Consider the following 13,654-nt stretch of genomic DNA (forward strand, 5'->3'; position numbering starts at 1 on the left):
TATTGTTATGCTATCTTTTGTAGGATTTGGAAAAAAACTAACTTGAAAATCTGAATTAAAATTTTCTGTTCCTAAAGTTGTTGTGCTTGCAACTGCAAAGTGCATTGTTGCACCAATTGTAGCTTTTGCAACATTGTAGTTATAAATTGGATCCATATTTACCAACAAGTCTGTTGCAGTATGCTTGTGTGTAGTTTCATTTTTTTCAAAAAAACCTGTAATTATCTCATTATTGCTTTGAAAAGACATATAATCGGAGGCATAAGCATAGGATAAAAAAGCATTTAAAGGTGAATATAATCCAACACAAGTCATTAATTGATTTGTAAAAGTACTTGATGCTGCATTGTTTGTTGTTGGAGAACTAGTATCTCTTTCGCATGTAATTGTATTATTTACTAATCCTGCAACACCACCAACTTCATCAAGATTAAAAACTAGACGAATATCCATTTTTGGAGTTGTAGAATTTACTATTGCCGAAACATAATTTTGACTTCCTTTTAATCCGTCTTCTTCTCCACTAAAATTGATGAATTTAATTGAATATTCAGTTGATATATTTTGAAGCAATCTTGCGGTTTCTAATATAGATACAACACCGCTTCCGTTATCGTTAGTTCCTGTCCCTGTAATTGAATCGTAGTGGCCGCAAACTATTAAAAATGTATTTGGATAAACTGTTCCAACTTTAGTAACAACAAGGTTTTTACATACTGCAGGAGAACCAGAATAAGTATATGAATATTCTTGCATTTGACTAGTTGTATATCCATAACTGGTATATTTTGCTTTTAACCAATCTAATGAATTTTGCAAAGCTGTAGTTCCTCTTCGTTTTACACCTAATGCTTCATATTCTGTCAAATTGTTAGTAATGTTTGCTTGTGAACATTGATTAACAACTGTAGCATAAGCTGGAATATAGGTTTGAGAATAAAATGAAGTAGTATTAAGCAAAGTAATAATTACTATAAATAGGATTCTTTTAAAAATGTTCATAGTGTCTTTTAGGTTACATTTAGATATGGCCAACAAAAATATAAAAAAAAAGCATAGTATAATAGTAATCATTTAAAACATTTTAAAACACAATATCTTCAATCAACTTTCGGTACTTCAACAAGTTAAAAATCATTAACAAATCGTTGACAAATTATTTAATGCTCTTGGCATGCATATTGAATTATCCAAAACATCAGAAAGATTTTTCTGAACGAAGAAGCTGAAAATCGAAAGAGTAAGCAAACCTTAAATACGAATGATTATGAAAAAAATTACCCTTTTAGTAGCTAGCATTTTACTGGTAGGAAGTGTAGCGAAAGCATCAGATGTATTGACAATTGCTGATGAGAGAACAACAACAAGATTTAGCTTAGATGAGCCAATCTCGTTTACAGAAAGAGGAATTGATTTTTTTGTTTTTGCAAATGGTGACTTTGATTTTAATACTCGACCAAATGATTCACAAGGAGAATATTTCTTTAAAAGTGCTGGAAAAAGAGGTTCTGATTCTAGGAGAGATAATAGACCAACAAATTTTGGTACTATGATAGAACACGATAGTTTTGGTAGAGTTCGTAGAGTTGGAAACACTTTTATAAACTATGACAATAACGATAGAGTTAACAGAATTGGAACTGTTTACATGAGATACAACAGATTTGCCTTAACCCAAATTGGTGGATTGCAAATTATTTACAACCGAAGAGGAGATATTGTTGATATGTTTGGAAGTGTAAAAGGAAGAAGAAATTATGGTTTTACACAAAATTATTATGGAAACAATCAAGATTATGATAATGATGATAACCACAACAATAATTATTCTCAAAACTATAACAATGACTCTTATTACTACAAAGCTGATGGTTCAAAAGCTAAAATTGAAGATGATAAAAAAGAAGAAAACAGAAAAGAAAACAAATAGAGATTGATTGATTAGTTTTTTTTTTAAAATCCTGCAGATTCTGGGAAGATGAAGCAGGATTTTTCTATTTAATAAATTTAAGTCGCTTTAATATTGAATTTACAACTTGATTTACTTCATCTGAAATTTCTAATTTATAATTTAAAAATAGATAGAAAATTGTAATCAAAATTGATTTTAAACCAATATTAATTATTGGAAGAAAAGGAAATTCCCAAAAGAAAAATAAAGTAAAACAAACTATTAAAATTCCAAAAGAATAAAGCGTTTTTATAGTAAATGGATATAAATTCATTTTTTTGACTACATAAATCAACTTGATTGTATTGTAAATAATAATGGTTATTAGTGTTGCAAATGCCGAACCTTCAATTCCGTAAAGTGGAATAAAAATTGCGTTTAGAACAATCATTAAAATTACTGTAGCAATTCCAAATAATAAAACGGTTCTATAATATTTTGTATTAACAATTATAGAATTATTATTTCCCAACAAGACATCGTAGAATTTACACAAACCTATCATAAAAACAACCCAGATTCCACCACTATATTCATCAGGAATTATTTTATATAATTCTTTGATATTTAAAAAAATAAGCATCATAATAAAACCACCAATGACTTGAAGATTTATGGCACTTTTTTTATACAAATCATTCAACTCATCGTGTTTGTTTTCTGCCATTAATTTTGCAGTAATTGGCGCAACTATTTGATTCATTGCTCTGTATGGAACAATAATTACAGTTGAAATAAAAATGGCAACAGCATACAATGCATTTTGACTAATATCTTTATAAAACGGAATCATTACTTTGTCAAAATCAACTAACATTACAGCAACTCCACCAGAAACGATAATAAATAATGAATATTGAACAATTTCTTTGATATTTAAAGGAATTACAAATCTTAACACTGGCATTTTCACCGAAATAGCATAAAGTTTCATTACAATAAGTTGCGTAAAATAGGCAAGTGCTATTCCATAAATGCATGTTGATTTTTCGATTAAATTAAAATGAACTGCAAAAAGCAACATCATCACTATAACTCTAATTAAAACTTCACTAATTAAATTTCCAATAACCGATTGCATGTGAACTTTTACCCAAGCATAATACACTTCAAAATAAGCCATGAATAAACCCACAATTGGAATGAGCCAAAAATAAGGTGTTAAAGTTGGATTTTCTTTAAGCCAACCACTTGAAATTGGTTCATAAAAAATATAAAAAACTGCCGAAATTGGAATAATAAAGACCAAAGGCAAGAACAACATGAACGTTAAAAATTCTTCTCTTTCTTTTTCTGTTTTATATTGAGAGAAAAACCTAATTAAGGTGTTTTGAGCTCCAAAAGCCATCAAAGGCATCATTATATTTGCGCCTGACAGAATGGTGGCAACAATTCCGTAATGCAATTTTCCTAAGAAATTAGTGTATAAAAATAATGCATTGATAGCACCAATACCAAATCCGAAGAAAGTGATAACTGTGTTTTTAATGGATTGATTTTTAACTATTCCCATAAAATAGGAGTTACAAGTTTTGCCAATTTTTCAGTCAAGTTTTTTCTAGAATATTGTTGCAAATTTACTGGAAACACTTTCAAGTTTTGGTCTAAAAATAAGTTATAATGTGATGTGATTAATTGTTTTAAAGCATCTTTTTCATGATATTCAAAGAAAACGCCTGTGTTGGTTGATTTAATAATTTCTTGAAAATCAGAATCTTTTGGTCCAAGAGCAATTATTGGTCTTTGTGAAACCATGTATTCAAATAATTTTCCGGGAATTATACTTTTAGTATCTATAGAATCAATTTCTATTAACAATAAAACTTGTGATTTTTTTTGATGAGAAACTGCTTCATTATGTGAAACATATCCCAAATTATTTACATAATCATCTAATTTATAATCAGAAATTGTGGTTAAAATTTCTTTACTAACTGCTCCTATTAATTTAATTTCGAGATTGGCACCAAAACTTGGTATTTCTGTAACCAATTCTGATAACGATTGCCATAAAATTTTTGGATTTCTTTCAGACAAAAAAGAACCAATATGTGCCAAACTAAATTTAGAATCTAAAACTTGTTTTTCAGTAATATCTGATGATGTTTCATTATCATAACCATTTGTTATTACTTCAATTGGTTTTGATGTTAATGCTTCAAACTCTGTTTTGGTAGTTTTGCTTGTTACGATTATTGTGTCGGCAGTATTTAAAACTTTACTTTCTAATTCTTTATGGATTTTTTCAGCATAAGATGATAGCTTCAATTCTTTGTGATAACCAATTGTTGTCCAAGGATCACGAAAATCGGCTATCCATTTTATATTTAATTCTTTCTTCAGTTTTAATCCAATTAAGTGCAAACTGTGTGGCGGACCAGAAGTTACAATAGTATCAATCTGGTTTTCTATGATATACTTTTTTAGATATTTCACAGATGGTTTTATCCAAAGAAAACGTGCATCTGGTATAAAAACATTTCCTCTTATCCAAAGTAGTACTTGTTCTAAAATAGTTTGTTTTTTCTTAATTGGAATTATTCCAGAACTAATTTTTTTGGTTTTATTTTTAGAAAAAAATCCTGCCAACTGATAGGGTTCAATAATTTTATTTTTTAGAATAATTAAATCCTTTGAAACTTCACTTTCTAATGCTTTATCAATAATTGGATAAGTTGGGTTTTCTGGAATATAAACAATTGGTTCTATATTAAAATCTGGCAAATATTTTACAAACTTTAACCATCGTTGTACTCCTGGACCACCAGCTGGAGGCCAATAATAAGTAATGATTAAAAGTTTTTTTTTTTCTACTTCCAAATTTATTAATTAGTTTTTTTTTCTGATTGTAAAAGATAAGAGATTTCAATAATAGCCATCAATTTTTCAAATCGTTGTTGAGGCGACATTTTTCTAATCTCTTCAATATATCTTGATTCCATTATAGATGGATGAGCATTATTTAATGTAGTTGTCTTCATTTTCATCAAAAATAATAAGTCAAATTTACAAAATTAACGTTAACTATTTCAATAACTTTTCTCTTCTAAAATAAATTCCTCCAATAAAAATTAAAAACATTAAAATAGTACTTATCAATGCAATTGTGCTTCCAGTTTTTACAACTTGTGGCTCAAACTTGAATTCAATTTTATGATTTCCAGCCGGAATTTGCATTGCTCTTAAAGCATAATTTGCTCTAAAATAATTAGACAATTTTCCATCTAAATATGCGTTCCAACCATCTTTATAATACATTTCAGAAAAAACTGCTAAACCTTCTTTTTTATTATTTGAAGAATAAATTAAATCATTTGGCTTGTAACTAGTTAATTTTATTGTAGCAGTTGAATCTTTTTCAAATGATTTAGAATTTCCTTTAAATTTAATTATTGAAGTGGAACTATTATCTGCTACAGCAACATTTTTAGTGTCCAATTTATTTAATGCTTTCATTTCATCATCGGCAGAATTAACCATTTTTAATTCTTTTACAAACCAAGCATTTCCATTAACTTCTGGGTTTGGCAACGGAAAAGTTTCGCCTTTATCGTTAGTTTGAATTAAATATTTTATATTTAACATATTCATAACTTCGATATTGTTTTTGGCAATTTGATAATCAAAAAGTTCTTGCATACGCTTTGGTTTTGCCGCATGATAACCTCCAATTGATTTATGAAAATAAGATGCTCTTGAACTAGATAAATTTCCTTCAACTTCTAAAACTCTAAAAATACTTTTGTCTTCTAGAATTTTTAAATCGGTTGGAGTTGCTTCAAAAGGAACATCAACTTCTCTAGCACTTACAAAATCTTCTTTACCAACATAGTTTTTATCCACAAAAAATAAATCAAAAACCATTATCAAACCAACTAGAATAACTGTTGTAGTTTGTGACAATTTATTTTTAGTGTATAGCCATAAAAACAAAAAGGCAAGTGCAATAACAAATCCAGACCTCAACAAATCAGCCGAATATAAACTTTGTCTATCGGCTTTTAAAGCGTCTATAAATCCAATTCCAAATGCTTTATCTTGACCTTGACTAAACATTTGCAATAATTGTTTATCCATTGAACCAACAAAATCAAAAGAACTTTTTATAAAAAACAGGCCAATTAATATAACAAATACTGTTGCTGTTGCTTTCCATAAACTTGACCATTGTTTTTCTTTATTGGTTGTAAAAAAAGAATGAAATCCAATAATTGCAATTACAGGAATACACAATTCTAATATCACTTGAATTGATGAAACTGCTCTAAATTTATCATAAACTGGAATATAATCAATAAAGAAATTAGTTACCAACGAAAGATTTTTTCCCCAAGACAAAATTAAAGTCAGCAGTGCTGCAGCTAGAAAAACATATTTAATTTTGCGTTTATCATGATACATTCCAAGTATAAAAAGGAAAAAAACTATTGCTCCAATATATGCTGGAGCTGCAACACTTGGTTGTTTTCCCCAATAAGTCATTCCGTAACTGTCTGTAAATTGCCTAGCTTCATCTGGTGATGCACCATAACCAATCATAAAATTATAAACGCTAGAATCGTCAGTTAACTTTTCAATACTTCCACCACCAAATAATCTTGGTGCAATTAGATTAAAACTTTCAGAAATTCCATAACTATATTGTGTAATGTATTCTTTGCTTAAAGCCGAATTTTCAACTTTAGCATTACCAGTTTCATCAACTTTTAAATCACTTTTACTTCTAGTACTAAAATCGGCATATTCTTTAGTAGCCATTAAATTAGTAGCGTTTACTCCTATTGCCAAAATTAATGCAACTGCAAAAGAAATTCCAATATACATTAATGGTTTAAACTCTTTATTTTTAATGTATTTATACAAATAATATCCTCCAAGAAGTAGCAATAACATCAAAAGATAATAAGTCATTTGAAAGTGATTGGCATTAATTTCTAAGGCAACTGCTAGCATTGTTAAAAATCCACCAACAATATATCGTTTTTTAAATACCAATAAAACTCCAGCAATAACCATTGGCATGTAGGCAATTGCATGAGCTTTGGCATTATGACCAACACCAAGAATTATTATTAAATAAGTAGAAAGTCCAAACGCTAATGCTCCAAAAAATGCTTTAAGTGGATCTATTTTTAAAACTAGTAAAAGTATATAAAATCCAAAGAAATATAAAAATAAATAATCTGCAGGTCGAGGTAAAAATCGCAATGTATCGTCTAAATCTCCAATATAATCATGCGGATATTTTGCACCCAATTGATAAGTTGGCATTCCTCCAAAAGCTGAATTTGTCCAATAGGGTTCACTATTTTCTGAAGTTCTAAAATCGTTTTGCTCTTTAGCCATTCCGGTGTACTGAACAATATCCGATTGGTATATTTTTTTTCCTTGCAGAACAGGATAAAAGTAAAATAACGAAATAACAATAAAACCAATAATTACTAATAAATGCGGATAGAACTTTTGAAGTAACTTCATATAATGCTTTTAAATATTTTATACTTTTTTAATTATCAAAAAAAAACTAATCAATTTCCTCATAATCAACATATTCACCAACTTTTTTTGTTTCGCGAGGTTTGTCTGATTTTGAATTTACAGTAGTTTGATTAGTATTTTGATGCTGATTGGTTTGCTGGTTTTTTATTTGATTCTCAAAATGTTCCTGAGCTTTAGTAACCATTTTCTTGGCTAAAACTGGTAAAAACAATCTAGCCAAAAACTTAAAAATATAGTAAAAAGCAAATATACCTAATATTACTTTTAAAAACCCATAAGGTGAAGCTTGTTGCATAACATAAAATTTTTGTCAAAAATACTAAATTCCTAGATTTAAAATTAACAGATGTTCTTAAATAAATAATAAAATATTATATATTTAATTTTCTTATTTTTGAAATCTTAAAACAAACCCAGATGAAATTAAAATTTTTAATAATACTTATTATTATCTTTTGCTCACAAAATAATTATGCACAACATACTGATGTTATAAATTCTAATCGACCAGGCGAATCAATGTCGGCATTTGCAGTAGGAAAAACGGTTGTTCAAATAGAATCTGGATTAAGTTTTTTAAATGAAAAACACTCTGTTTTAAAATATAAAGCTAATGGAACTGGACTAGATTTTAATTTAAGATATGGAATTTTCAAAGAACAGTTAGAAACCATATTAGAAATTGCTTATCAAAATGATAGTTATGTAAATGATTTAGGAACATTAAAAAGAACTGGTTTACGATCATCAACAATGGGTGTAAAATATTTGGTTTATGATCCTTTTAAATATGCCGTAGAAAAAGTAAATTTATACAGTTGGAAAGCAAATCATAAATTCAATTGGAAACAGTTAATACCAGCAGTTGCAGTTTATGGTGGAGTAAATTTGAATTTTAGTAATAATCCTTTTATTTCTAAAGAAGAAAATTTAAGTGTTATTAGTCCAAAATTTATGGTTATTTCTCAAAGTCATTTTGGAAATGGATATGTTTTTCTAGTAAATATTTTCATGGATAAAATTGGAACTGATTTTCAGTCTTTAGAATATATAATTACACTTACGAAAGGTTTTAATGAACAATGGTCGGCTTTTATTGAAAACAAAGCTATAAAAGGTGATTACTATGCAGATGTAATTTTTAGAGGTGGCGCTGCCTATTTATTAAATAAAAATTTGCAAGTTGATGCATCTATAAGTAAAAATTATAAAGGAACACCTGCTATAGTTTATGGTGGAGTTGGAATTTCATGGCGATCAGATACAAATCATAAAGATGTAATGATTAAAGCCAAAAAAGAAAAAAAGAAAAAGGATAAAAGTAAAAAAGGTAAAGAAAAAGCTAAGGCAAAAAAACGATTAGACGAAATAGAATTAACAAAACCCTAATGATTACAATAAAAGAAGCAACTACAAAAGCATTATTAAAAGAGTATGTTAAGTTTCCGTTTAGTATATATAAAAACCATTCCTATTGGGTTCCGCCATTAATTCAAGATGAATTAGAATCGTTTGATAAAACAATAAATCCAGCATTTGAAAACGCCGAAGCTTATTTTTATTTGGCCTATAAGGACAACAAAATTGTTGGACGAATAGCTGCAATTATTAATTGGGATGAAGTAAACAATCAAAACAAAAAGAAAGTACGTTTTGGTTGGTGGGATGTTATTGATGATATTGAAGTTACAAAAGCATTGTTAGAAAAAGTGTATGAACTTGGAAAAAAAAATAATCTAGAATATGTTGAAGGTCCAATGGGATTTTCAAATCTTGACAAAGTTGGAGTTCTTATTGAAGGATATGATGAAATTGGCTCAATGATTACTTGGTACAACTATCCTTACTATAAGGAACATCTAGAACAATTGGGATATGTAAAAGAAAAAGAATATATAGAAAGTAAATTTCCTTTTGAAAATGTAAAACCCGAATTTTTCTATAAAGCGCAAGAGTTAATAAAAAAAAGATACCAACTAAAACCTTTAAATTTTACAAAAACCAAAGACATAATGCCATATGTTGATGAAATGTTTAATTTATTCAACTCTTCTTATGCAAATTTGTCTTCTTTTGTTGCAATAACAGATGTTCAAAAAGAATATTTTAAGAAAAAGTACATTAGTTTTATCAATCCAGAATACATAAAATTTGTAATGGATAAAGACAATAAAATGGTTGGTTTTAGTATAGTAATGCCAAGTTTTTCTGAAGCATTAAAAAAAGCTAATGGTAAGTTATTTCCATTTGGATTTTATCATTTGCTAAAAGCTAAAAAAGAGAGTAAAGAAGTATTATTTTACCTAATTGGAGTTGAACCATTTTATCAAAATAAAGGAGTTACTGCAATTATCTTTAATGAATACTACAATACTTTTACCGAAAAAGGAATAAAAGATTGCATTAGAACACCTGAGTTAGAAGACAATCTTGCAGTTCAACAATTATGGAAACACTTTGATCCTGTTATTTCTAAACGTCGAAGAACTTATAGTAAACAGTTGTAAATAAAAAAAGCCAGCCATTCTATGTCTAAATAATGGTCTGCGATTGTCATACCAGCTTTGCGAAGTCTAAATAACGCTCTGCGATGGTCTTTGATCTCGCAGTAAATAAAATAATAATTTAAAATCGTTTTGTATTTATTAAATTTTAATAAATTAATGATTAACTAAATTTAACTGCGAGGTCAAAGACCATCGCAGAGCATAAAAAACTAATTAAACTTATAATAGATGATATTTACATACTTCTTAGAGCTGGTTTTTGTTATTTACAACTAACCGAATTCAAGGCAAATTTTGAATTTAAAATCAATTTATTTTTATCTTTAAATACTATTTTACCATTTTTCTCTTCAACAACTCCATAAACTTCTATTATTTTTCCATTTTTTTTTATAAATGCTACTTGACGAAAAGATTCACTACCTTCAGACAAGAATTTATAGTCTGCAAATAAAGTATCACCTGACATTGTTCCTTCAATTATTCCCTCATTTTTATCTTTTTGATATAATTTATAAGTCATTTGACCTGAAACTGTTTTACTATTAATATTAAGTTTTAACTGAATAGTATCTTTATTTTTTACATATTCATAACATTCTTTAGTTGAAACTTCCTGATCTTGATTGCTAGGAGAATTACCAACTTTAGTTTCAGCTTTCTTACAAGAAAAAAATAACGAACAAAAAACTACCATTATTAAAATTTTATTTTTCATAACCTTCAATTTTAGAATTATAAAAATACAAAAAAAAATCCACTCAAAGTTTTGAATGGATTTTTGTCTTTTAAAATTTTATTTTGAATTATGCGTCAAGGTCAACCTTAGTTGCATCGGCAATTTTCTTGTAAGTTCCGTTTACTAATTTTTCACGTATCACTTCAAAAGCGGTTAGAGTTTCATCAATATCAGCCAATGTATGTGTGGTTGTTGGTATCATTCTTAACAATATAATTCCTTTTGGAATTACCGGATAAATAACAATCGACAAGAAAATACCATAATTTTCTCTCAAGTCATTTACCATAACCATTGCTTCTGGAACACTTCCTTCAAGATAAACTGGTGTTACACATGTATTAGTATCTCCAATATTAAAGTTTCTTGAACGTAAACCTGTTTGTAACGCATTTACGTTTTCCCAAAGTTTATCTTTCAATTCTGGATGATTTCTCAATAACTCTAAACGCTTCAAAGCACCAACAGTTTGAATCATTGGTAACGATTTTGCAAACATTTGTGAACGTAAATTATATTTTAAATAATCAATAATATCTTTATCGGCAGCAATAAAAGCTCCAATACTTGCCATAGATTTTGCAAAAGTAGAAAAATAAACATCAATTCCGTCTTGACAATTTTGCTCTTCTCCTGCTCCAGCACCTGTTTTTCCTAGTGTACCAAATCCGTGGGCATCGTCTACTAATAATCTAAAATTATATTTCTTTTTGAATTCAACAATTTCTTTCAATTTTCCTTGTTGTCCTCTCATTCCAAAAACACCTTCGGTAATAAAAAGAATTCCACCGCCAGTTTCTTCGGCTAATTTAGTAGCACGTTGTAGGTTTTTCTCCATACTTTCCAAGTCATTATGACGGTAAGTAAAGCGTTTTCCCATGTGCAAACGAACACCATCTATAATACATGCATGCGCATCGACATCATAAACAATTACATCATTTTTTGTAACCAATGCATCAATTGTAGATAAAATTCCTTGATAACCAAAGTTTAATAAATAAGCAGATTCTTTCATTACAAAAGCTGCCAATTCATTTTCTAATTGTTCGTGAGCATCGGTATGACCACTCATCATTCTTGCTCCCATTGGGTATGCAGCACCATATTCAATTGCTGCATCAGCATCGGCTTTACGAACTTCTGGATGATTAGCAAGACCTAAATAATCATTTAAACTCCAATTTAAAATATCTTTTCCTTGAAATTTCATTCTTGGTCCAAGTTCTCCTTGAAGTTTAGGAAAAACAAAATAACCTTCGGCTTGAGATGCCCATTTTCCTAGTGGACCTTTATTGTTTTGAATTCTTTCGAATAAATCTTTTACCATAATAAAATAGTGTTTTTAAAACGTGGCAAAAGTAATTATTTAAATTTATTATAATGATTAAAATTCAAAATATTTCTTCTTAAAAAAACAAAAAAAGGAGACCTTTTTACAGATCTCCCAATATAAATTTTGATTTACTACCAATATCATTTTTCTTGCGATACTTTGACTTCTAACAACTTTGTTCTTTAAAGAACTGATTGTTATAATAATTAATCAAAATCATACTCAAATGTACAATTTTTTAGAGTCTGTTTTATTAAAATTTATTAATTTAACTTATATTTAACATTTTGATTATGAATGCGTTACATTTGCTGTGTATTTGTATAATTATTCTTATTTAATATAATAAAATCAAAAAACTATTAAAGTTACTTGTATTTTACCTTTAACTTAATAATTTTCTCAAGTTTGAAGTAAATGTAAATATCTATTTTAATAAATTAATATAATTTGAAAATTATTATTTATTTCTAATAAAAGAATTTCAAAGTTGTGACTTCTATCTTGATGCTATCTCGAAACAGTTCTCACATAACAAATGTTCGATTAATACTACTTTTACAAATATAAAACTTCATATTTCACCTCATCCATGTTGTTTTATGTAATTTTTAACTTTTGAAAGTTATTGTCATACTCAATTTATATTGTTAAAAAAACAGATTTTTATAAACAAGTAAAATAGAAACATTAAAATAAATAACTTTCTTATTACTAAGTTTGTAATATTTTTTTAAATAAAATTCAAATTATGAAACTAGTGTTTGCCTCAAGTAATATTAATAAAATTAAAGAAATTCAATTATTAGTTTCATCTAAACTTGAAATTTTAAGCTTAAATGATATTGGATGTTATGAGGAAATACCAGAAACTGCAGATACAATTGAAGGAAACGCAATTCTAAAAGCCAATTATGTTACTCAAAAATATGGTTACAATTGTTTTGCAGACGATTCAGGATTGGAAGTTGAAATTTTGAATGGTGAACCAGGAGTTTTTTCGGCAAGATATGCAGGTGAACCAAAAAATGATAATAACAATATAAATAAATTGTTATTGAATTTAAAAAACGAAACCAATAGAAAAGCCAATTTTAAAACAGTAATCTGTTTGAATTTATATGAAAACCAAAATTTTTTTACAGGAATAATCAACGGAGAAATTATTGAAGAAAAAATTGGAAGCAACGGTTTTGGTTATGATTCAATATTTGTTGCTGATGGATATAATAAAACCTTTGCAGAACTTTCCATTGAAGAAAAATCAAAAATCAGTCATCGAGGAATTGCTGTAAAACAATTAGTGGAGTTTTTAGATAGGAATTTTGGATTGTGAGTTTCGATTTAAATAATCAATTTATTTACAATTATTAAACATATTTATTTTATAAAACCTACTTAAGATAGTTTTTTTATCTCCTAACCCAAAACCCTTAACTCATAACCAACTGAAAATCAAAAAACAACAAATTAGTTTAAATGATTTTTAAAACCTACCTTTGCACCAAATTTTAAAATATAACATGAATAAATTTGAACAATTAGGTCTGAATGAATCGTTACTGCTGGCGATCAAAGATCTAGGATTTGAGAATCCGTCAGAAGTGCAAGAAAAAGCGATT

At 28.0% G+C, this 13,654-nt stretch carries 12 protein-coding genes; 4 read left to right on the forward strand and 8 right to left on the reverse strand.

All coding sequences use genetic code 11. The annotated features are described in order from the left end of the window. A partial coding sequence (locus ACH2BO_RS12405) for a M28 family peptidase (protein WP_395045049.1) occupies positions 1–1,002 on the reverse strand: 1,002 nt, incomplete at its 3' end. Positions 1,003–1,267: 265 nt separating this feature from the next. Here ACH2BO_RS12405 and ACH2BO_RS12410 point away from each other — a divergent pair. Then, positions 1,268–1,930 (forward strand): hypothetical protein, encoded by a 663-nt coding sequence (locus ACH2BO_RS12410; RefSeq protein ID WP_395045050.1) that lies wholly within the window; start codon positions 1,268–1,270, stop codon positions 1,928–1,930. Positions 1,931–1,994: 64 nt separating this feature from the next. Here ACH2BO_RS12410 and ACH2BO_RS12415 read toward each other — a convergent pair whose 3' ends face one another. The 5 genes from ACH2BO_RS12415 to ACH2BO_RS12435 are packed head-to-tail and all read right to left on the reverse strand — an operon-like array spanning position 1,995 to position 7,745. Then, positions 1,995–3,464, reverse strand: a complete 1,470-nt coding sequence (locus ACH2BO_RS12415) for a lipopolysaccharide biosynthesis protein (RefSeq protein ID WP_395045051.1) — start codon at positions 3,462–3,464, stop codon at positions 1,995–1,997. Continuing rightward, complete coding sequence (locus tag ACH2BO_RS12420) at positions 3,455–4,771, reverse strand: glycosyltransferase family 4 protein (RefSeq protein WP_395045052.1); 1,317 nt, start codon at positions 4,769–4,771, stop codon at positions 3,455–3,457. Before ACH2BO_RS12420 ends, ACH2BO_RS12415 begins: the two co-directional genes overlap by 10 nt. Before the next feature lie 5 nt (positions 4,772–4,776). Further along, positions 4,777–4,932 (reverse strand): hypothetical protein, encoded by a 156-nt coding sequence (locus ACH2BO_RS12425; RefSeq protein WP_395045053.1) that lies wholly within the window; start codon positions 4,930–4,932, stop codon positions 4,777–4,779. Positions 4,933–4,975: 43 nt separating this feature from the next. Beyond that, positions 4,976–7,429 carry a YfhO family protein gene (locus ACH2BO_RS12430; RefSeq protein WP_395045054.1) on the reverse strand — a complete coding sequence of 818 codons (2,454 nt, stop codon included), beginning with the start codon at positions 7,427–7,429 and terminating at the stop codon, positions 4,976–4,978. A gap of 46 nt (positions 7,430–7,475) precedes the next feature. Further along, complete coding sequence (locus ACH2BO_RS12435) at positions 7,476–7,745, reverse strand: DUF4834 family protein (protein WP_395045055.1); 270 nt, start codon at positions 7,743–7,745, stop codon at positions 7,476–7,478. A gap of 122 nt (positions 7,746–7,867) precedes the next feature. On the opposite strand from ACH2BO_RS12435, the gene ACH2BO_RS12440 reads away from it, so the two are divergent. Both ACH2BO_RS12440 and ACH2BO_RS12445 read left to right on the forward strand, forming a co-directional pair. Continuing rightward, complete coding sequence (locus tag ACH2BO_RS12440; RefSeq protein WP_395045056.1) at positions 7,868–8,839, forward strand: transporter; 972 nt, start codon at positions 7,868–7,870, stop codon at positions 8,837–8,839. Next, the gene (locus ACH2BO_RS12445) at positions 8,839–9,957 is read left to right on the forward strand and encodes a GTP cyclohydrolase (protein ID WP_395045057.1); all 1,119 of its coding nucleotides are present in this window, start codon (positions 8,839–8,841) and stop codon (positions 9,955–9,957) included. The genes ACH2BO_RS12440 and ACH2BO_RS12445 overlap by 1 nt, the downstream gene beginning before the upstream one ends. A 262-nt stretch (positions 9,958–10,219) precedes the next feature. On the opposite strand, the gene ACH2BO_RS12450 is transcribed toward ACH2BO_RS12445, so the two are convergent. Both ACH2BO_RS12450 and ACH2BO_RS12455 read right to left on the reverse strand, forming a co-directional pair. Continuing rightward, positions 10,220–10,675, reverse strand: coding sequence for a hypothetical protein (locus tag ACH2BO_RS12450; protein WP_395045058.1), 456 nt, complete (start codon positions 10,673–10,675; stop codon positions 10,220–10,222). An 88-nt stretch (positions 10,676–10,763) separates the two neighbouring features. Next, the gene (locus tag ACH2BO_RS12455; RefSeq protein ID WP_395045059.1) at positions 10,764–12,026 is read right to left on the reverse strand and encodes an aminotransferase class I/II-fold pyridoxal phosphate-dependent enzyme; all 1,263 of its coding nucleotides are present in this window, start codon (positions 12,024–12,026) and stop codon (positions 10,764–10,766) included. Between the two features lie 757 nt (positions 12,027–12,783). Here ACH2BO_RS12455 and ACH2BO_RS12460 point away from each other — a divergent pair. Next, complete coding sequence (locus ACH2BO_RS12460) at positions 12,784–13,368, forward strand: non-canonical purine NTP diphosphatase (RefSeq protein WP_395045060.1); 585 nt, start codon at positions 12,784–12,786, stop codon at positions 13,366–13,368. Positions 13,369–13,654: the final 286 nt, after the last annotated feature.

The sequence above is a fragment of the Flavobacterium sp. genome (genome assembly GCF_043773265.1).
In the GTDB taxonomy this organism is placed as follows: Bacteria; Bacteroidota; Bacteroidia; order Flavobacteriales; family Flavobacteriaceae; genus Flavobacterium.

Bases quoted from the DNA above. Each gene is read 5' to 3' on its own strand.
- ACH2BO_RS12410 (WP_395045050.1), top strand. From the start codon at position 1,268: ATGAAAAAAATTACCCTTTTAGTAGCTAGCATTTTACTGGTAGGAAGT.
- ACH2BO_RS12415 (WP_395045051.1), bottom strand. From the start codon at position 3,464: ATGGGAATAGTTAAAAATCAATCCATTAAAAACACAGTTATCACTTTC.
- ACH2BO_RS12425 (WP_395045053.1), bottom strand. From the start codon at position 4,932: ATGAAGACAACTACATTAAATAATGCTCATCCATCTATAATGGAATCA.
- ACH2BO_RS12430 (WP_395045054.1), bottom strand. From the start codon at position 7,429: ATGAAGTTACTTCAAAAGTTCTATCCGCATTTATTAGTAATTATTGGT.
- ACH2BO_RS12435 (WP_395045055.1), bottom strand. From the start codon at position 7,745: ATGCAACAAGCTTCACCTTATGGGTTTTTAAAAGTAATATTAGGTATA.
- ACH2BO_RS12440 (WP_395045056.1), top strand. From the start codon at position 7,868: ATGAAATTAAAATTTTTAATAATACTTATTATTATCTTTTGCTCACAA.
- ACH2BO_RS12445 (WP_395045057.1), top strand. From the start codon at position 8,839: ATGATTACAATAAAAGAAGCAACTACAAAAGCATTATTAAAAGAGTAT.
- ACH2BO_RS12450 (WP_395045058.1), bottom strand. From the start codon at position 10,675: ATGAAAAATAAAATTTTAATAATGGTAGTTTTTTGTTCGTTATTTTTT.
- ACH2BO_RS12455 (WP_395045059.1), bottom strand. From the start codon at position 12,026: ATGGTAAAAGATTTATTCGAAAGAATTCAAAACAATAAAGGTCCACTA.
- ACH2BO_RS12460 (WP_395045060.1), top strand. From the start codon at position 12,784: ATGAAACTAGTGTTTGCCTCAAGTAATATTAATAAAATTAAAGAAATT.